At 38.0% G+C, this 18,911-nt stretch carries 19 protein-coding genes and 2 riboswitches; of the genes, 13 read left to right on the forward strand and 6 right to left on the reverse strand.

The window, feature by feature from the left end; translation table 11 throughout:
* Positions 1-10: 10 nt before the first annotated feature.
* On the reverse strand, positions 11-2,293 hold the full coding sequence (locus AC4E8C_RS03745; protein ID WP_490212459.1) for a ribonucleoside-diphosphate reductase subunit alpha: 2,283 nt from the start codon (positions 2,291-2,293) through the stop codon (positions 11-13).
* Between the two features lie 182 nt (positions 2,294-2,475).
* Positions 2,476-2,655: riboswitch (cobalamin riboswitch) on the reverse strand.
* A gap of 159 nt (positions 2,656-2,814) precedes the next feature.
* Positions 2,815-2,995: riboswitch (cobalamin riboswitch) on the forward strand.
* Between the two features lie 176 nt (positions 2,996-3,171).
* Here AC4E8C_RS03745 and metE point away from each other — a divergent pair.
* On the forward strand, positions 3,172-5,463 hold the full coding sequence (metE, locus tag AC4E8C_RS03750; protein ID WP_490210370.1) for a 5-methyltetrahydropteroyltriglutamate--homocysteine S-methyltransferase: 2,292 nt from the start codon (positions 3,172-3,174) through the stop codon (positions 5,461-5,463).
* Positions 5,464-5,636: 173 nt separating this feature from the next.
* On the opposite strand, the gene AC4E8C_RS03755 is transcribed toward metE, so the two are convergent.
* Positions 5,637-6,362 (reverse strand): 3-ketoacyl-ACP reductase, encoded by a 726-nt coding sequence (locus AC4E8C_RS03755; RefSeq protein ID WP_490210371.1) that lies wholly within the window; start codon positions 6,360-6,362, stop codon positions 5,637-5,639.
* A 226-nt stretch (positions 6,363-6,588) separates the two neighbouring features.
* On the opposite strand from AC4E8C_RS03755, the gene AC4E8C_RS03760 reads away from it, so the two are divergent.
* From AC4E8C_RS03760 to AC4E8C_RS03790, 7 genes are all read left to right on the forward strand, one after another.
* Positions 6,589-6,909 (forward strand): YbjQ family protein, encoded by a 321-nt coding sequence (locus tag AC4E8C_RS03760; RefSeq protein WP_490212460.1) that lies wholly within the window; start codon positions 6,589-6,591, stop codon positions 6,907-6,909.
* Between the two features lies 1 nt (position 6,910).
* Entirely contained in the window at positions 6,911-7,135 is a 225-nt protein-coding gene (locus AC4E8C_RS03765) for a hypothetical protein (protein WP_490210373.1), read from the forward strand.
* An 88-nt stretch (positions 7,136-7,223) separates the two neighbouring features.
* The gene (locus AC4E8C_RS03770; RefSeq protein WP_490210375.1) at positions 7,224-7,370 is read left to right on the forward strand and encodes a hypothetical protein; all 147 of its coding nucleotides are present in this window, start codon (positions 7,224-7,226) and stop codon (positions 7,368-7,370) included.
* A 140-nt stretch (positions 7,371-7,510) separates the two neighbouring features.
* The gene (locus AC4E8C_RS03775; RefSeq protein ID WP_490210377.1) at positions 7,511-8,326 is read left to right on the forward strand and encodes a lipid II flippase Amj family protein; all 816 of its coding nucleotides are present in this window, start codon (positions 7,511-7,513) and stop codon (positions 8,324-8,326) included.
* Between the two features lie 245 nt (positions 8,327-8,571).
* Positions 8,572-9,138 (forward strand): methyltransferase family protein, encoded by a 567-nt coding sequence (locus AC4E8C_RS03780; protein ID WP_490210378.1) that lies wholly within the window; start codon positions 8,572-8,574, stop codon positions 9,136-9,138.
* A gap of 271 nt (positions 9,139-9,409) precedes the next feature.
* On the forward strand, positions 9,410-10,291 hold the full coding sequence (locus AC4E8C_RS03785; protein WP_490210379.1) for a GNAT family N-acetyltransferase: 882 nt from the start codon (positions 9,410-9,412) through the stop codon (positions 10,289-10,291).
* A gap of 78 nt (positions 10,292-10,369) precedes the next feature.
* Complete coding sequence (locus AC4E8C_RS03790) at positions 10,370-10,708, forward strand: YrdB family protein (protein WP_490210381.1); 339 nt, start codon at positions 10,370-10,372, stop codon at positions 10,706-10,708.
* Between the two features lie 24 nt (positions 10,709-10,732).
* Here the strand turns inward: AC4E8C_RS03790 and AC4E8C_RS03795 are convergent, their stop codons facing one another.
* On the reverse strand, positions 10,733-11,149 hold the full coding sequence (locus tag AC4E8C_RS03795; protein WP_490210382.1) for a DUF1284 domain-containing protein: 417 nt from the start codon (positions 11,147-11,149) through the stop codon (positions 10,733-10,735).
* Positions 11,150-11,317: 168 nt separating this feature from the next.
* Here AC4E8C_RS03795 and AC4E8C_RS03800 point away from each other — a divergent pair, with 168 nt between their 5' ends.
* Both AC4E8C_RS03800 and AC4E8C_RS03805 read left to right on the forward strand, forming a co-directional pair.
* Complete coding sequence (locus AC4E8C_RS03800; RefSeq protein ID WP_490210384.1) at positions 11,318-12,526, forward strand: serine hydrolase domain-containing protein; 1,209 nt, start codon at positions 11,318-11,320, stop codon at positions 12,524-12,526.
* Positions 12,527-12,562: 36 nt separating this feature from the next.
* Complete coding sequence (locus AC4E8C_RS03805) at positions 12,563-13,228, forward strand: AraC family transcriptional regulator (protein WP_490210386.1); 666 nt, start codon at positions 12,563-12,565, stop codon at positions 13,226-13,228.
* 11 nt (positions 13,229-13,239) lie between these two features.
* Here AC4E8C_RS03805 and AC4E8C_RS03810 read toward each other — a convergent pair whose 3' ends face one another.
* Positions 13,240-13,965 carry a VC0807 family protein gene (locus tag AC4E8C_RS03810; RefSeq protein ID WP_490210387.1) on the reverse strand — a complete coding sequence of 242 codons (726 nt, stop codon included), beginning with the start codon at positions 13,963-13,965 and terminating at the stop codon, positions 13,240-13,242.
* 315 nt (positions 13,966-14,280) lie between these two features.
* Here AC4E8C_RS03810 and AC4E8C_RS03815 point away from each other — a divergent pair, with 315 nt between their 5' ends.
* From AC4E8C_RS03815 to AC4E8C_RS03825, 3 genes are all read left to right on the forward strand, one after another.
* Complete coding sequence (locus AC4E8C_RS03815; protein WP_490212461.1) at positions 14,281-14,940, forward strand: DUF429 domain-containing protein; 660 nt, start codon at positions 14,281-14,283, stop codon at positions 14,938-14,940.
* Positions 14,941-15,261: 321 nt separating this feature from the next.
* Positions 15,262-15,936 (forward strand): uracil-DNA glycosylase, encoded by a 675-nt coding sequence (locus tag AC4E8C_RS03820; protein ID WP_490210389.1) that lies wholly within the window; start codon positions 15,262-15,264, stop codon positions 15,934-15,936.
* Between the two features lie 55 nt (positions 15,937-15,991).
* Positions 15,992-16,855, forward strand: coding sequence for an aldose epimerase family protein (locus tag AC4E8C_RS03825; RefSeq protein WP_490210390.1), 864 nt, complete (start codon positions 15,992-15,994; stop codon positions 16,853-16,855).
* Positions 16,856-16,914: 59 nt separating this feature from the next.
* Here the strand turns inward: AC4E8C_RS03825 and AC4E8C_RS03830 are convergent, their stop codons facing one another.
* Both AC4E8C_RS03830 and AC4E8C_RS03835 read right to left on the reverse strand, forming a co-directional pair.
* The gene (locus AC4E8C_RS03830) at positions 16,915-17,481 is read right to left on the reverse strand and encodes a CBO0543 family protein (protein WP_490210392.1); all 567 of its coding nucleotides are present in this window, start codon (positions 17,479-17,481) and stop codon (positions 16,915-16,917) included.
* 183 nt (positions 17,482-17,664) lie between these two features.
* Positions 17,665-18,864 (reverse strand): CynX/NimT family MFS transporter, encoded by a 1,200-nt coding sequence (locus AC4E8C_RS03835; RefSeq protein ID WP_490210394.1) that lies wholly within the window; start codon positions 18,862-18,864, stop codon positions 17,665-17,667.
* Positions 18,865-18,911: the final 47 nt, after the last annotated feature.

Here is an 18,911-nt window from a genome sequence, read left to right on the forward strand (position 1 = left end):
TCTTCTGCCGTTAGCTATGACACGCTGCACATTCTGACATTTCGGCTTGAGAAGTACTGCGAACATAGTAGGTTGTTTTCAAACCACTTTTCCATGATTCCAGATGCAGCTGAAGCAGGTCTTTCGCTTTAATGTCGTGTCTGACATAAAGATTAAAACTAATCGCCTGATCGATATGCCGTTGTCTTGCAGCATTCTGTTTAATACTCCATACTTGATCCAGCTCATGTCTAGCTCGTCGATAATAGTTGTACGTCACATGATTTAAATCAGGTGCCGTTACTTTGAATTTAAAGTTTTTCTTCTCCTCTGCGTATTCGACGGCATACAAAGGATCAATCCCATCTGTCGAACCGCCAATCTTTGCAGTAGATGAGTTCGGAGCAATTGCCATCATCCAGCCATTTCGGACCCCAACCTTCGCCACATCCTCTTTTAATTGGTTCCATCGGTTTGTTTTATATCCCTTGCGCTCAAAATACCTGCCGGTTTGCCATTCTGATCCTTCAATCTTCCTATAGGGTCCTTTTTCCTTAGCTAATTCCATCGACGATTTAATCGTAAGATAAGCGATATCCTCATATAGCCTATCTGCAAATGAAACAGCTTGGTCCGATTCCCAGAAGATGCCCTCTAAAGCAAGAAGGTGGTGCCAGCCGAAAGTACCTAATCCCACAGGCCGGTAGTTCTTATTTGTTACCTCTGCTTGTCCAACGGAAATAGTATTCAAATCAATTACATTGTCTAGCATTCTCAATTGAATCGGGATCAATCGTTCCAGTACATTTCCTCTTACTGCTTTTGGCAGATTAATGGAGGATAAATTACAGACAACAAATTCACCTGGTTTACGCACAATAACAATGTTCCCATCTTCATCCTGATATTCTTTCACAATCGTTGTCGCTGACATATTTTGCGTAATCTCTGTACACAAATTACTGCCATAAATGGACGTACGTCCTTTTACTTTGGTGTGCTTGTTTGGATTTTGACGATTTACCTCATCCCGATAAAACATGTAGGGTGTCCCTGTTTCCAATTGAGAAATCATCATCCTTGCCATAATATCCATTGCCCGGTAGGTTTTACGAGGGAGAAGAGGATGGTTGACCGCTTCTTCGTACTTTACGGAAAAAGCCTTTTCATCCTCGTCATCATAAAAATCTTCTAGACCGAGCGGTAATCCATGTTTATCCTTCCAGCCCATGATTTGTTTTACTTGATGAGGACAAAAGGTATGCCACTCTCCAACACTTCTGCCGTTTTTATCCACCTCTTGTAACTTTTTCATAAACAAATCAGGTATTGAAACTCCCGTAAAAATATCATGAGCCTTCCGTCTTTCGTCTCCATTATTGGTTTTTAAATCTAAAAAGCCATTCATCATATCCTTATGAAATACATCCAAATATACTGCTACAGCCCCTTGTCTTTGGCCTAATTGATCTACACTCACCGCCGTATCATTAATAAGACGAATCCAAGGAACAACACCAGATGAATTGCCTTTAAATTTCTTAATATCTGAACCTAAGGCACGTACTTTTCCTAGATAAATCCCAATCCCGCCGCCGTCTTTACTCAGTCTGGCAATATCCCAATTATTCAAATAGATCCCATCCAATGAGTCTTCAATGGTATCAATAAAACAGGAAGAAAGCTGCCCGAAGCTTTTGCCAGCATTAGACAAAGTCGGCGTTGCAACCGTCATATACAAATTGCTTAGTGCCCAGTAGGCTTCTTTTACCAAGCACAATCTGCTAGCCTTTGGTTCATTTTTCATTAAAGTCATTGCAATGATCATAAACCGTTCTTGAGGCAGCTCGTAAAGATTTCCTTCATAATCTTTTGCCAAATACCTATCTGCTAATAAAAATAACCCGATATAATTAAACAAATGGTCTCGTTCTGGATCAATTTCTGCTCCTACTATATCAATCTCTTCCTTTGTGTAACTTTGTAACAAATCCTCAGAATAGATGCCCATACTAGTCAATTCCGTAATTAGCGCATAAAAATCACCATATTTTTTTTCCGGCTTATACCCTCTGTTATATGAAGTATTCTGATAAAGGTTAAGTAAATATAGATTTGCCGCTAGAAAAGTCCAGTCAGGGTCCGCCATTGAAATTTGATTTAATGCATAAAAAAGGGATTGTTCATACGCTGATGACTCTTCTAGGTTAGCTGCCTTTTCGAATAAATCTTTTGTATCCAAGTTATATTTTTCCGAAGCGGCTTTAATTGCTGCTAAAACAGAATTCATTTCTGTGTGTTGTTTCATATCCATCATTTCTTCTCCTCTATATGTAGTAAATTAGCTTACAACGCTTCGGGATTGGAATTATTTTTTTATAAACAAAAAACCCATCATCGCAGATGGGTTGATAACGCAGAATAATCTATTAAACAGTAGATTGATACTGTCATAGTAGGATACCCTCGTTATATCTTCCCAACTCCCGAAGAAGAACATACTATATAACAATGGCAGGTCTCCTGACTTGTGCTTCTCCCTACTCTAATCCCTTCCCGTCCTAAAGACAGTGGATCTCTTTTATTTCGTCAGCACATACAGTTGCGGGTACAGTTCTGGATTTTCACCAGATTCCCTATTAAGTCTATTAAGACACCATTATTATTGGTTAATATCTATATTTAGTGTTTTTGGTAAAATTCGAACACTAAATATTGTATACCACAAAATATAATATACAAATCTCAATTTGACAACCCCCTTCTATGAAGTTCCAACTCTTTTCAGAAAATTATGTACTCTAGAAGATTAATATGTTATAGTTGTTGAAAATTACATATCGTGTAAGAGTTGGTGCCAAGCTGCGGCTTGGCTTAAAAGGGAAGAACGGTGCAATTCCGTCGCTGTCCCGCAACTGTAAATCGGAGCAAATCACAAGATACCACTGTCATTGATGGGAAGGTGTGAGGAGCATGGATGATAAGCCAGGAGACCTGCCAATCTCTAGTACACACCAAATACCTACGTGGAAATAGGTGGTGACCAATCATTTGTACGACAGACGAGTTATGAAATAGGAATGCAGTTTGAATTCGCTATTATTCTATAACTTGATTGTAAAGCCATTTCCCTTATGTGGAAGTGGCTTTTTGTATTTGGAAAATATGTAAATGTATTAGGAGGAGTTATAAATGAATTTAGTTAGTACAGTAATCGGTTATCCATACATTGGTGATCATCGGGAATGGAAACGTTGTGTAGAAGCTTTTTGGGAGGGGGAAAAATCAGAGAATAAATTTATGTTAGAGATGAGTACAAATCGCTTGAATCAACTAAAGCGTCAGCAGTCATTAGGCTTAAACTTACTAACGGTAGGTGATTTTACATTTTATGACCGGATGCTAGACCTTTCCGCCATGTTTGGTCTCATTCCAGCTCGTTATCAATGGGCAGGGGAAAAGGTAGACTTAAATACGTATTACGCAATGGCACGAGGGGCAAATGATGTAGTGGCCTGCGAGATGACAAAATGGTTTAACACCAACTATCACTATATCGTTCCGGAGTACGAAGGCCAAACACTCCAATTAACTCAAAACTACCTCTTAGATTATTATACAGAAGCGAAAGAAGAATTAGGTATTATGACTAAGCCTACCATGATTGGTCCGTTTACGTTTGTCCAATTATCTAAAGGATATGACGCTAGAACCAAAGCATCGTTTATTTTCAAGCTCCTACCGCTTTATACACAAGTATTCCAGCAGCTAGTCGATGCAGGGGCAGAGTGGATTCAAGTGGAAGAACCAGCATTAGTCCTGTCACTTGCTAAAGAGGATATACAACTTGTCCAACAAATCTACCAACAAATTGCGGAAGAAGTCCCTGCCGCTCAAATTATGTTACAAACCTATTTTGAAGGATTGTCAGCGTATGAGGAGTTATCACAATTACCCGTTGCAGGGATAGGCCTTGACTTTATCCATGGAAGAGAACAGAATATGTCCTCCCTCCGTCAATACGGTTTCCCTAAAGATAAGGTATTAGGGATTGGTATTGTGAATGGACGTGATATTTGGCGGGCAAATTTGGCTGAAAAAGCAATGGATACCAAAACGATATTATCCTTAAGCAGTGCAAAGGAAGTTTGGATTCAGTCTTCCTGTAGTTTACAACACGTACCTGTGACGACAAACTCTGAAACAAAGCTAGAGGACTCATTGTTAAATGCTTTGTCATTTGCAGATGAGAAGATCGTGGAGTTAACACATATTGCATCTTATGTTTCCAACCAAACATGGTCAGGAAATAAAGGTGTGTCAGAAAGTGCGCTGGCGAAGCAAGTACTAGCAGAACATCCGGCGAGGAATAATCCACGTGTGAAGGAGCTTGTATCGCTAGTGAAATCAGTGGATTTCAAACGTAAAATGGCTTATAAGGAACGTCAATCCCTGCAGCAAGAGGCATTGCAATTACCGGATTATCCAACAACCACAATTGGCAGTTTCCCTCAATCGGCACAAGTGAAACGAACACGGTCAGCATGGCGCAAAAAAGAAATTACGGACACTGTTTATGCTGAATTTGTAAAAAGTGAAACAGCTCGCTGGATTCAAATTCAAGAAGAGATTGGCCTTGATGTCTTCGTCCATGGTGAATTTGAGCGAACAGATATGGTCGAGTACTTTGGCGAAAAACTGAAGGGTTTTGCCTTCACGGAAAAGGCTTGGGTCGTTTCATACGGTTCACGCTGTGTCAAACCACCAATTATCTATGGTGACGTCGAGTGGACATCTCCAATGACAGTGAAGGAAGTTGAAGAGGCACAGCAATTAACGTCAAAATATGTTAAAGGGATGTTGACAGGTCCTGTCACTATCTTAAATTGGTCTTTTGTTCGTGATGATCTTTCTTGTGAACAAGTAGCCAACCAAATTGCTTTAGCACTTAGGGAGGAGATCCAGGCACTAGAAGATGCAGGGATTGCGATTATTCAAGTGGATGAACCAGCATTACGGGAAGGGTTGCCACTGCGGAAAGAAAACTGGAATGAATATTTAGCATGGGCAGTCAATGCCTTCAAACTAGCCACTTCCAATGTAAAGAATGAAACACAAATTCATACACATATGTGTTATTGCGAGTTTAATGACTTTATTGAAGCAATCCGTGCTCTTGATGCAGATGTTATTTCGATTGAAACGTCGAGAAGTCATGGGGAATTGATTCACTCATTGTTACATCATCCATATGAATTAGGGATTGGTTTGGGTGTGTATGATATTCATAGCCCGCGTGTACCAAGTGTGGAAGAGATAGTAAAAATAGTAAAGGACTGCTTAGAAATCATCCCAAAAGAACAATTCTGGGTGAATCCAGACTGTGGTTTAAAAACACGTCATGAAGATGAAACTATTGCATCCCTAAAAAACATGGTGGCAGCCACACGGAAACTTCGCCAACAGATAAGTACAATCCATTGAAACAAGAAGAAGAAAAGGGCAGCACCCACAGGGGTATTGCCCTCCTTTTGATAGGATTAAATACGTTTTTCAACCGAACAAAGCTAACACGGAAGAATGTTTTGTTTCTTCATAAAGTTTTAATTGAGATGTCTTTAAAATATTTATAAACATTCTTCCCAAACATACCTTTTTTAAAATGGGTTAGTTGCCAGCATACTGGCTGTTTTTACATATATGCGTGGATGCAATTTTAACTGCGAAACGATAAATTCAGCAATGTCTTCTGGCTGCATGTATTTATTATCATTATTTTCAGCTATTAAATTCGTTTTAATCGCAAGTTCAGTGGCAACTGTACTTGGCGTTAAGGCTGCAACACGAATATTATTTCTTCGCACTTCTTGTGCCAATGATTCCGTTAAGCCAATTAGCCCAAATTTAGACGCACTGTAGGCACTGGAGGTAGCGGCACCGCTTAACCCATTTGTAGACGAAATGTTGATGATATCACCGCTATTCTTTTCAATTAGCTGGGGAAGAACCGCATGTGTTACATAATAGGGACCCATTAAGTTAACATCAATGATTCTCTTCCATTCCTGCGGATCCATCTCTAAAAGCGTCTCAAACTTCCCAATTCCTGCATTATTGATTAGAATATCAGCTGTACCCAACTCATCAGTAATATTTTTAATCGCGTTTTCTACTTCCTCCTGGTTTGAAATATCAACCGCCGCATACGATGCTTGTACTCCTAAACCTTTTACCTCGCTTACAACTTCCTTTAGGTCAGCTTCCGTTCTTGCCAACAATCCAATGTTTACACCTTCATTTGCTAAAGCAATTGCAACTGCCTTGCCAATCCCTCTACCAGCACCCGTTACAAACGCTGTTTTTCCTTTTAATGATTGTGTCAACTCAACCACTCCTTCCATCTCTCAGTATATTATTGTGGAAAAATTTTTCTAACAGTATGCTCATAAAAGTTTAAAAATTTACTCCACAAACCTGAACGACTAATCATAAAAAATCTATTTTTGTCACTTGTCAGGTGCAAGTTTCACACAAAAACATTGGTATATCCTTCCACCACAAAGTACAATAAATATAGGCAATCCATTTATTGAAGGAGAGGGAATGAAAATGATCGTAGTCACAACGGAAAATATCGCAAATTACAAAATTACCGAAGTAAAGGGGCCCGTTTTCGGGTTAACAGTTAGAGCACGTGGAATTGGAAAGGATATCGTAGCATCTCTGAAGGGGCTTGTGGGCGGAGAAATCAGTCAATATACAGAAATGCTGGAAGATGCCCGGAAACAAGCCATGGATCGGATGGTGCAAAACGCTCAAGCAATGGAAGCCAACGCCATTATTATGATGCGCTATGACTCTGGTGAGATCGGCCAAAATATGAGTGAAATTGTTGCGTATGGTACGGCCGTTGTTGTAGAAAAGGTATAATATGAAGTGGATTTTTGGCTATTTCGGTTTACAAATTGTCATCCTTCTTATTTTAGTTATCGGCTCGTGGTTTATCTGGGACCGCCGGTTTAAAACAAAACATGGCCAGCAGGTACCCGAAGGCTTTGTTCGTACCAATGAGGTCTCGATTGATCCGACTACAAAGAAAAAATTAGTGGTTTACTTTAATGAGGATACAGGTGAGCGGTTTTATAAGGAAGAATAAGGTAATGCTTTTATTTCAAACACATTTATGAATAATTCTTATCCTCTCCAAAGATAATATGAGAGATTAACGAAAGGAGACGATAAGGATGGAAACAAAGGATGATTTTTTAACGGGTGCTAAAGTAACAAAGGATAATCAAATCTATGGGACGCCTAATAGCAAGAGCAAAAATGGCACCGGTGACTCACCAAATGATAATGTCGGTAAGAATAAAAAGGGACTTGACCGATAAATGAACAGCCAAGTGAAATACTTGGCTGCTATTTTTTTGTTACAAAATAATTATACCGTGGATTAGTTATAAAAGTAGCCTTCCTTTCTAATGAAATTAGGCTATAATACTCCTAGAATAAATAATTTAAGGGGCTTATTATGGAACTCATTTCAGGTAAAGTTATAATTATATCGCTATTATTATTTATTATTACAATGATTGAGACATTAGCATATTCAACCAGAATTTCAGGAGCAAGGGTAAAATTAATTGCTACGGCGTTATCATTGTTTAGCACACTGGTGATTGTTTCTAGATTTTCAACCATGTTTCAACAACCCCTAACCGCAAAACTTATTGCAGAAGCTCCTAAGTTAAACAAGTTACACTACATAGAGGAACAATATAGAATTCTAATTGGGATTACGTCGATTGGAGTTTTGTTTGGTATACTTCTCTTTCCAACGTTCATCAATATCTTCTCACGAGCGATTGTTCAACTTTCCAATCAACGTGGTTCTATTATTGGACTTTTTATTCAGTATTTTAATCTTAAAGGGATAAGAAAAATGATGAAATGTTTTAGAGTTCCTAGATTAACATACCTAAAGGGAATAACATTAAAAACAATTCCCAAACGTCTTTTTGTGATCAACGTTCTCATTTCTGCTGTGTTTACCATTGGGGTGCTATCTTCTATATATGCATCGATGTTGGTTCCTAAAGATTATGCTCAAGCCGCATTAATGTCATCTGGGATTATTAATGGTATTGCAACCATATTATTAACATTGTTTATTGACCCTAAAGCTTCTGTATTAGCGGATCGAGTTATGAAAAAACAAAGCGATTATATTTACCTAAAGAGTTACTCGTTGACGATGATTGGCTCAAAATTTTTAGGTACCATTGTGGCTCAACTGCTGTTTATACCGGCTGCATACTATGTAGCTTGGTTCGCTAAGTGGATTTAAATACTGTATGTTCTTATTGGATAGAAAAGTCTATTTTGTGTTATTTATAATTTGTTACTTTAGGGATGCTGTTATGGCATCCTTTTTTTCTTAAGAATTATGTAAGATTTGATTAATAAAAAAGAAAATTTTCCTGTTTAAAATAAGAAACAGTAAGGCGAATTCATCGGGTAGAATGAATCAGCTGACAAAAGCATATAAAGGCAAAGAAGTTATCATAAATTTTAAGCAGGGGGTAGGATTAAATGGTTATTAGTACATTCGCAGAAACGGCATTTTATTTGTGGTTATTGTCTGAGGTTGCTATTTTAATAAAAACTAAGCGTCAACGTAAAAATGTGGTATCTGAAAATAAAGATAAAGGTTCCTTTTGGGTGATTGTTCTTGGCATAATTTCCTGTATTCTCGTGAATCAGCTATGTAATGCGCTGAAAATCGGCTATGTAAATTCAACGATTTCCAATTTGGGTTCGATCCTCCTTATAATCGGTGTTAGCATTCGACTTTGGGCAGTAGCCGTATTAGGCAGACACTTCTCGTTGGTCGTCTCTGTTGACTCCCAGCAAAAAATCATTCAGAGCGGCCCTTATCGATTCATCCGGCATCCTTCCTACACTGGTTTATTAGTATCTTTTATTAGTATCGGGCTTGCTTTTAATACATGGGTGGGATCCTTAGTCATGCTTGTCTTTTTCATCCTGGTTTTCAGTTATCGTATACGCATAGAGGAAAAAGCCTTGAAGGAAAGTTTTCCTAATGAATATCCACGATATATTCAAAAGACATCAAGACTTATTCCATTTGTTTGGTAGAACCTGTGAATCTTTGGTGCGTTAATCTTATAGGATTAACGCATTTTTTTGGAATGTAGCTCATAAGTATAGGCGATTTCCGAAAAAAAGATTGTAATACCTACGTTCAAACCATAAAATAGATGTAAAATTACACCATATTTTCAGTTTATTTGATTTATCAGCGCCTTTTGGTAGTTTATCGGCGAATGTAAAATTATATCAGCGGATTTTCAATTTTATCAGCGAATTTAAAAAAGCAACAAACTTTTAGATAAAGGGGGGCTAAAGGATGGAAAATTACCATTTTATCAAAGGATATAAAGATGATGAGAACTATAGGAATAGTTTTAATGAACTCGCACAACAAATTTTTGGCATAAATTTTGAACAGTGGTATCAGGATGGTTATTGGACGGAGAGGTATCAACCGTTCTCTTATTTAGATGACGGAAAGGTCATCGCTAATGTCTCTGTAAATATATTGGATCTTGTTATTAATGGAGAAGAAAAGAGAGCACTGCAAATTGGCACGGTGATGACACATCCTGATTATCGAAACCGAGGACTTTCCGCAAACTTGATGAACAAGGTATTAGAAAAATATGAAGGTAAATACGATATAATCTACCTATTTGCGAATCATTCCGTGTTAGACTTTTATCCGAAATTCGGTTTTAAAGCGGTGGACGAGCACCAATTTACGATGGACTTCACTGGAAGTAAAAGCAGTGGTGAAGAGGGACGACAGTTATCTGGCTCCAATAAAAACGATCTCCAATTTATTTATAATTTTGTATCAGAAAGGGTGCCGGTCTCCCATATATTTGGTACTAGTAATGCGGCGGAACTTGTCATGTTTTACTGTGTGTTTGCTTTTAGTGAGGACATTTATTACCTTGAAAAAGAAGATGTCATTGTATTGTGCGAACAAGAAGAGGACCAACTTCATCTTTTTGACGTCATTAGTAAGGGAGACATCGATTTCGAGGGAATATTGAATAAAGTGGCCGGGGAGGGTACAAACAAAATTGTTTTTCACTTTACTCCGGATGAAAAGAAGCTGCCACTTATAAAAGAAAAGTACCATGGGTCCGAAGTTCTCTATGTTAAAGCGACCGATGAACTGGTACTGCCAAAATACTTCAAGCATCCTTTGACCTCACAAGCCTAGTGATGGAGATTCATAGAAGCAGCCAGCCAAACTAGGAGCAGTCATTAGACTTTTAAACTGTTTGAGGGAGGATTTGTTATGGTGATTCTACAGTATATCAATCTAGGGGTAAGATTTTTATTAGAGATTTGTGCTTTAATCGCATTGGGATATTGGGGATTTCATAGTGGAATTGGACGGGTAATGAAGGTACTGCTAGGGGTGGGGGCGCCTTTTTTAACTGCGTTGTTATGGGGGATTTTCGGCTCACCTAAAGCGAATGTCAAACTATCTATGCCGTTGCATCTATGTCTTGAATTAGTTGTATTTGGAATACCTGTCATAGCTCTTTACGCAGCTGGTAAACCCCAGTTAGCTTGGATTTACGGGGTTTGTGTGGTCGTTAATCGCCTTTTAATGTTTGTTTGGAAACAATAACAATTGGACTGAAATAAGGAAGGGCTATTTCACTTCCCTTAAGCCCTTCCCTTCATGAATTTCTTGAATCCCTTCTTCACAAACCCCATAAGAGCGCCAGGAACAAGTTTTACAGACAACCTGGATATCGGAAGGAACCACATGCTCTCGGATATGGAGTTCAATATCTTCCCAAGTCAGAATCTGTCCGATTTGGAGCTTCATTTTTTCTAAAATAACGGCATCTCTATCATAAATATTGTCGTCTTGGCAGTGGTATTCTCCTGAGTTCGGGTACTTTTCACACAACTGATCAGGCCCTTTTACAAGCTGTATCAACGTCTTTGGATTGTCTCGCAGGGTTTGATGCAAACGGGTCATATTTTCCACGTATTCTGGGGAATAGCCCATTCCCCGATAGCCTAAAAGGCAAAAAAGATGATGTCCTCGTAACTTATACATAATGCAGCCCTCCCAATCGACAGTTTGATAGATTCAAATGTTAACTAAGCAAATGATTTGGTTTACATATCCTAATATATCATAATATAACACATTAAATGAGGGATATTTAAAATTGACTTAACTTGATGGTAAATGGTTGGAAAGCTTTTTGAAGAAGGAGATTCGGTGGATGTTAGAGAAAATAAAGGTAAAAACAAGAAATTATGTGGAGGAGAATTTGTGATGACCCTCAATAAGCAAAAGAATTATATCCAAACGTATTTTTCATACCTTAGAAAGAATAAACTCTCAGTTGCGTACAATGACTATGATTTTTTTTCAAAAAATATTTTCCCGGCCGATCACCATCCGTTTTCCTTTCATGAATCTGCAAATAAAAGGGAATTTATCACGATAGAATATTTACATAAAGGCGATAAGAGAAAAGATTCTTTTAGTAGAGTTATGGAAAACTCAGGAACTAATGCGTTGATTATTATTAAAGATGACTTAATTGTGTATGAAGGGTATTTTAATGGTCATAAAAGAGAAACTCCACATAAGTTGTTTTCGGTTACAAAGTCCTTTATGTCGGCTCTTATTGGAATTGCGATTAGTCATGGGGCAATAAACAGTGTAAATGATTTAGTAAAAACCTATCTTCCAGAAATCAACTTAAATAGTGTGACGATTAAGAATCTACTCCAAATGGATGCAGGAATAAAATATAAGGAAGGCCATTTACCTTGGAAAGACGAGGCAAGGGTATATTTAAATCCCGATGCAAGGAAACTAGCACTTTCTGTTGTTGAAGATCCGAACGAAGGATTTTTTCATTATAATGATTACCATTTGTTATTATTAGGTCTCATCCTAGAAAGGGCTACAGGTACAACCATTTCAAATTTTTTATATAATAATATTTTAAGTAAGTTAGGAATGCAGTTTCCGAGTTCCATCATTTTGGATAGCCAAAAGAGTGCCTTCGAAAAGGTAGAAAGCGGACTTGTTATGACCGGATTAGATTTAGCCAAGTTTGGACGTCTTTACTTACAAAATGGTGAATGGGAAGGGAAGCAGATTATTCCTAGAGAATGGGTAGAAGAATCGGTAAATCAAGGCAATGTTCCTTCTACAATAGAACATTTTCGGTATTATAATGATCATCCATGGGGAAAGATGTGGTTTAGACAAAATAGGGCCTATTATAAATATCTTTGGTGGGGACACAAAAGTCATGAACAGAATAATGATTTTTTTGCTTTAGGTTCATTGGGGCAAGTTTTGTATATTAGCCCTCAAAAAAACGCAATTGCGATTCGCTTAGGGAAAAAATGGGGCATTATGGACTGGTGGCCAACCGTTTTGTATAAATTAATTAATCAATTGGATTAAAAAAGGTAGTTGTAAACGAGGCAGGAGTGAGTAACGATGATTCGAAAAAGGACATTACATATTCTAAATGGACAAACGATGTATGATTATTTTAAAAAAACTCATTTTCTTAATCAGGAGTTAATGGTCCCTTTTAATGAGGCGATGTGTTATGGAAACACTTGTGATGATTTATTTTCAAATGAATTCACTGTAATACGGGCGAAGGTCCACCACGTAACGCCTTTACAATATACGGAACACACACTAAAACCCCTGCAGCCACTTCTTAGTGGAGACTTTACTCAGATAGCCTTATGGTTTGATGCTGATATGTTTTGTCAAATCAATATCCTTACTATTTTGGCCTGGTTAGACCGTGCGAATTATCAAGAAGAGGTCAATCTTACTATTGTCGGTGATGAGTTCGAACCTGTGAGTCATTTTACTCTAAAAGCACATGGATATTATACTCTTTACCAACAAGTAATGATTGAGAAAATAATGCCCGAATTTATTTATCCGGATCCCTTGAAGAAGGGGATTGAGCTCTATTTAAATTATCTCAAAAATGACAGCGAACTGATGCAGTATATTCAAATGCACCCGGAAGTTCCAGAGAACGAACTTATGTTAGCACTACTCAAAAGGTTTAAAGAATATGGGTTAGGAGATACGCAGTATCTTGAAATAATAAAGGCTCAACGCCAAAAACAGCAATAACAAGACTCGCTCTATAGTTTATGAATAGTAAAATATAAATAAGCCCGTTCAATATGAAAGAAAGTCCAATAAGATGAAAGAGCAGGAGATTTCCTACGGTGCTTTGCTATAGTAACTTTTTTGACTGGAGTTAATTCATTCAGAGTCTGGTAAATAAAGAAGAAGGCAGCTAAAGAGGCACCCGACAACATAATATCAAGGGACTTATCGAGTATTAAATCAAGGCGGTATGCCTCAACACCGTATTTTAGGATCCATCTTGATAAACAAACCATATATATTAATTCATTTGCACAGTATATGAGCGTAACCAATTGAAAGAGCCTATATGTCTTTTGTTCAAAAAATAACTCCTGTGTTATCTTTCTGTCATATCCCCTCATTGCCACCAAATCCAATGTAAAGTATAAATAAAGCGGCCTCCTGACAGCAAGGCTGACAGAATATATAACGAATAAGGCGGCTGAGTAAAAGACATTATTCCATAATAGCTGAGTGGCAGACCCGGATAAAAGATCCACCAAAAGACCTGCAGTTAGATTCAGCAGGACAAAAATGCCTGTAAAATTAAGCCCCGTACTTTCTTTAAATCGATACAAGCTATAAAGAATCCCTGGCAAGGTGGAGAGAACCATAGCGAGATAATCACCTGCAACCTCCCGACCTAATTCCCAAAATACTAAAGGGAAGATAAAAAACAGTAGAAAATCTACCATCAGCATAAAGGTTGGCTTCATTTTTTTCACCATACTTTCTTAAATTCACTCAATAAATATATGGACCAACCTCTATAAAAAGAACAAGCTTAAAACTTCAACTTTGTTTTTTCGGACTACTATAAAAGGGCTGGTTTAACAGGAAGAGCGGTATGCTGCAGGGGCCAAAAGAACATCACGATTATCAACGGTGAAGTTTTGTTTTTGAAAAAATTTTGCCAGTTAGAAGTGATGGCTTTGAGACGAAGAAAAATAGGGGAATATACGATAAATCCTCGAAGGGAAGCACTCTAATATAAAGGGAATCGCACAAACTAGAGAAAGTGATGGTAGTTGATGAGAATAATAGGAATTGATTTATCAGGACCAAGTAACCATAAGGATACCGTCCTCGCCGTTTTTGAAAAACAAAATCACCAATTGAAATATGTTAAATGGAACAATGATATAAGTGATCGGGAGATATTAGAAGAGATTTTCTCACAAAGTCTGTTAGATGAAGTTGTAGTAGGCATTGATGCCCCACTCTCTTACCAAGATGGAGGAGGGGACAGGCAAAGTGACCGAGAGCTTCGTAAGTTTATTGTGGCTTTAGGGATGAAACCAGGCTCGATTATGCCCCCTACTCTAAATCGAATGGTGTATTTAACCCTAAGAGGAATTAAGCTTAGTAGAGAAATTGAGAATCTTCATACGCCTAATCCTGTTTCTATCGTAGAAGTTCACCCCGGAGCTGTTATGGGGTCTAGGTTATCAAAGGCTGATTTTAATAAAGTATTATACTACAAACAGGATTTGTTAGCGCGAATGTTTATGTGGAGCTGGCTTGGCCAGCAAAATTTACTAGACCTTCCTGTTTTATGTGAAGAACCAAGTCATTGGATTGATGCCTGTGCTGCTGCTTTAGGAGCTTGGCATTGGAAAGATAGTGGGTTAATGCCAAGCTGGTTATTTCCAGCCAATCCTCCGCTCCATCCTTATGACTATTGTTGTTAAGGTATAAAAATAGTATTTTGGAAGGTGCACTATTGGGGTAGTTAATTTTAATAGACAGGGGTTTCCGGCAATCTTTTTCATTGATACAAAGGATAAAACTAGCGAGGGGATCTCCAGAAATGTCTTTAATAGAGCTTCTAAAGGACAAAATTGACAGATGACCCCCCAAAAATGTCTTTAATAGGGCTTCTAAAGGACAAAACTGACAAGTGAACCTCCAAAAATGTCTTTAATAAAGCTTCTTAAGGACAAAACTAGTAAGGAAACCTCCAAAAATGTCTTTAATATAATAATAACTTTAGAAACGAGTGTGTAACGGAAATGGCTATTTTAAAAAATGACTGGGCACCTTTTCTTGAAGGTGAATTCCAGAAACCGTACTATCAACATTTGAGAGGAATTTTACTAGATGAATATCAAAAGAGGGTCATTTATCCAGATCAAAAAGATATTTTTAATGCACTCCATCTCACTTCGTATAATGATACGAAAGTAGTGATGCTTGGACAAGATCCTTATCATGGTCCAGGCCAAGCCCATGGATTAAGCTTTTCTGTTAAACCTGGCGTAGCAGCTCCACCATCGTTGAAAAATATTTATAAAGAACTTCAGGAGGATGTAGGATGCTCTATTCCCAATAATGGGTATCTAGTAGAATGGGCAAAACAAGGCATCTTGCTGTTAAACACGGTATTAACTGTTCGGGCGGGAACCCCAAACTCACATAAAGGGCTTGGGTGGGAGATATTTACGGACAAAGTGATTAAAACATTAAATCAAAGGGAGACGCCCGTGGTGTTTATCCTTTGGGGGAAATTTGCCCAACAAAAACGGGAGCTGATTACTTCACCCCAGCATTTCATCATCAAATCTCCACACCCTAGTCCATTTTCAGCTAATCGTGGCTTTTTTGGCAGCAAGCCATTTTCGCATACAAATACCATTCTGCGAGAATTGGGAATGCAAGAAATTGATTGGCAAATACCTAATTTATAGAGGTGGGTTTTAAGCTAATTTAAGGGTAAGATACTTAGTAGAAAGGATGTGCTGCATGTACCAAATAAATCAGTATAAAGATAACCAATACAATCTATATGAGCTTAAAGATACAGAGTCGAATTCATGGGTTAGAGTTGCCCCTGAAAGAGGCGGCATTATTATTGGATTTGGCGTTCAAGGTGAGGAATTATTGTTTTTAAATAAGGAGACCTTTTACGACCCTGAAGCCAATATTAGAGGCGGCATCCCCATTCTTTTCCCTATATCTGGCCAATTGGAAAATGGAGAGTATGAGTGGGAGGGACACGTCTATAAGATGAAAAATCATGGCGTGGCACGAAATTATCCTTGGGAAGTAATCGATTCAAAGGATCAAGAAGAGGCATCTATCACCATTCGCTTGAAAAGTAATCCGGAAATAAAACAATCGTATCCTTTTGATTTTGAAGTGGTATTTACATACGTATTACGAAAAAATAGCTTGACCATTTTTCAAGAGTATAAAAATCTGTCGGATACGAAAATGCCTATTTATCCCGGCTTTCACCCCTACTTCCGTACGGCTCAAAAAAACCTCGCTTATGAAACGGATGCAAGGACATTCTTGGACTATAATGATATGAAAATTAAAGACATAAGCGTTGGTTTAGATCTAACCGATAAGAAGGAATCCCTGGCTCTTTTAGATGCAAACAAAAAGGAAATCTCCTTTGCTTTACCAGAATTGAATAAGAAAGTACATCTAACGTACGGTGAAGAATTCAAATATGTGGTGTTATGGACTGAAAAAGGTCAAGAGTTTGTCTGTGTGGAACCGTGGATGGCTTTGACGAAGGAGTTAAACGAGAAAAAGGAACTGGTCTATGTCAAACCAGGCGAATTACTAAAAACGGAACTAAACTTTTCTGTGAAATAAACATAATAAGACTCCCCTCTTATAGCAAAGAGCGGAGTTGTTTTTAATACAAAAATTATTCAAGTGTCTTCGTACAATGGAGAAAACTTTGTCCGTTGGCTAAGCCAATATGCACTCATAAAAAGAAGAGTCTGAATCGGGATGGAATAACTATAACGCCAGGCATTTGGCTCATAAATGCCCAGCCAGTCAAAAAATGGTTCTGCAATATAGGACGCTAAAAGTGCAAAAAATATTCCTTTTAACCATGGATTTATTTTTGGTAAGAATTGCAGCAGAATCATTACCGATACAGGCATGAGTGTAACATCCCATGGAAAATAAGTAGGAAGTGTTGGGATGACATGAAACCGATAATGCCAAATGCCTATTTGGTCTCCTAAAATGTCAAACAGGGTAGAAATTGCCATAATATAAAAGCCCACATACATTATTCGATCTGAACTTTGTTTTTTTCTAATAAGAAACCAGATTATCCATGGAATAATTGAAAGGGCAACTCCAAACCACCATAAACCAGAAAAAAGAACATGTTCCTGCCAAATTTCTATCTTTTGGTCAATTAATTCTTCTGTATTAAAAAAATTTTTATCCTGCATCGAGATTATGCTGTCTTTACTTGCCAAAATGATCACCCGCTTCAATCCAAGAGCATTATCTTAGGTTTAGATACTATTGAAAAATTATACATTAATTATTATTGCCCACCGCTTTGTTGATAGAAAAAAAGACCGCCGCAGCGATCCTCTTTTACAATTCTAAAATTTCTATCTGCTTAAGAATGTTGAAAAGCTTTGTTAAACAAAAATTTATACAAACCGATCCCGCCCGGACAACATGCTAAATACCATCAAGACAAAAGAGATCATGGTAAGAACGATTAGTGGAATCGTCCATAAATGGGTCTTATCAAATAAAAATCCAATAAAAAATGGTCCTACAGCGGCTAGGATATAGCCAGTTGATTGCGCCATGCCGGATAACTCCGCAGCTTGATTGGCATTTCGGGAGCGTAGTCCAATATAACTAAGCGCCAATGGAAAGTTTCCTCCCAATGCTATCCCGATTAATATAATGCTGACGATTAAAAGAGGAAAGGAAGAACTAAACAGTAATCCTCCATAGCCCACAACGGAGAACACCCCTAGTAGGAAGGCAATCCAGACTTGGGAGCGAAAGCGTCCTGCGATGACAGGAATAAGGAAGCTGGCAGGGAGGCCAACTAACTGCATGAATGAAAGCAGCCAGCCAGCCGTTCCCATACTTAATCCATGGCTATGTAAGATTTCCGGTAACCATGAAATGGTTACATAAAATAAAAAGGACTGAAATCCCATAAATATGGCGACTTGCCAGGCAAGAGGTGAATGCCACATTCCTTTAGAGCTAGATTCAACTTTTTTTATTGCTATATGATTGCCTCGAGTAGTTTTGAGAAGATAGCTCCACAACAAAATGGCTAATATGACTGGTAATCCCCAAACAATAAGGGCACCCTGCCATCCAAGGTTTAAGTCTCTTGCTAAGGGAACGCTTAATCCGGAGGCTAAGGATGCAATCAATCCCATTGAAGTTGAATATACACTTGTCATGAGACCAAACTTCTGCGGGAATTTATCCTTTACAACTGCTGGCAATAAGACGTTTGCGATGGCAATCCCAACCCCAACAAAAAGAGTCCCAGTATAAAGAAAAAACGTCATCGGTATAGACCGAATGACAATCCCAATAAGCAAGGCCACTAACCCAAGAAGTAAGGACCCCTCATTGGTAATCCGATTTGCTATTTTTGGAACAAGTGGTGACATAATCGAAAAAATAATTAAAGGAAAACTCATTAATAAACCTGCACTCCAATGTGCAAGTCCAACATCTTCCTGTATCATTCCCACTAGCGGCCCTAAGGAAGTAATGGCCGGACGCAAATTAAATGCAACTAGGATAATTCCGGTAACTAATAAAAATATATATGTTGATTTCGTTTGAGCCCTTGATTCGTGTAACTCCATTCATAGAACTCCTTTCTGCATTTAATAAACTTTATAAAGTATATCAT

It is taken from the genome of Neobacillus sp. SRL179 (assembly GCF_984799095.1).

Coding starts and splice junctions, on each gene's coding strand:
- AC4E8C_RS03745 (WP_490212459.1), bottom strand. CDS start 2,293: ATGGATATGAAACAACACACAGAAATGAATTCTGTTTTAGCAGCAATT.
- metE (WP_490210370.1), top strand. CDS start 3,172: ATGAATTTAGTTAGTACAGTAATCGGTTATCCATACATTGGTGATCAT.
- AC4E8C_RS03760 (WP_490212460.1), top strand. CDS start 6,589: ATGATCGTAGTCACAACGGAAAATATCGCAAATTACAAAATTACCGAA.
- AC4E8C_RS03765 (WP_490210373.1), top strand. CDS start 6,911: ATGAAGTGGATTTTTGGCTATTTCGGTTTACAAATTGTCATCCTTCTT.
- AC4E8C_RS03770 (WP_490210375.1), top strand. CDS start 7,224: ATGGAAACAAAGGATGATTTTTTAACGGGTGCTAAAGTAACAAAGGAT.
- AC4E8C_RS03775 (WP_490210377.1), top strand. CDS start 7,511: ATGGAACTCATTTCAGGTAAAGTTATAATTATATCGCTATTATTATTT.
- AC4E8C_RS03780 (WP_490210378.1), top strand. CDS start 8,572: ATGGTTATTAGTACATTCGCAGAAACGGCATTTTATTTGTGGTTATTG.
- AC4E8C_RS03785 (WP_490210379.1), top strand. CDS start 9,410: ATGGAAAATTACCATTTTATCAAAGGATATAAAGATGATGAGAACTAT.
- AC4E8C_RS03790 (WP_490210381.1), top strand. CDS start 10,370: ATGGTGATTCTACAGTATATCAATCTAGGGGTAAGATTTTTATTAGAG.
- AC4E8C_RS03795 (WP_490210382.1), bottom strand. CDS start 11,149: ATGTATAAGTTACGAGGACATCATCTTTTTTGCCTTTTAGGCTATCGG.
- AC4E8C_RS03805 (WP_490210386.1), top strand. CDS start 12,563: ATGATTCGAAAAAGGACATTACATATTCTAAATGGACAAACGATGTAT.
- AC4E8C_RS03810 (WP_490210387.1), bottom strand. CDS start 13,965: ATGAAGCCAACCTTTATGCTGATGGTAGATTTTCTACTGTTTTTTATC.
- AC4E8C_RS03815 (WP_490212461.1), top strand. CDS start 14,281: ATGAGAATAATAGGAATTGATTTATCAGGACCAAGTAACCATAAGGAT.
- AC4E8C_RS03820 (WP_490210389.1), top strand. CDS start 15,262: ATGGCTATTTTAAAAAATGACTGGGCACCTTTTCTTGAAGGTGAATTC.
- AC4E8C_RS03825 (WP_490210390.1), top strand. CDS start 15,992: ATGTACCAAATAAATCAGTATAAAGATAACCAATACAATCTATATGAG.
- AC4E8C_RS03835 (WP_490210394.1), bottom strand. CDS start 18,864: ATGGAGTTACACGAATCAAGGGCTCAAACGAAATCAACATATATATTT.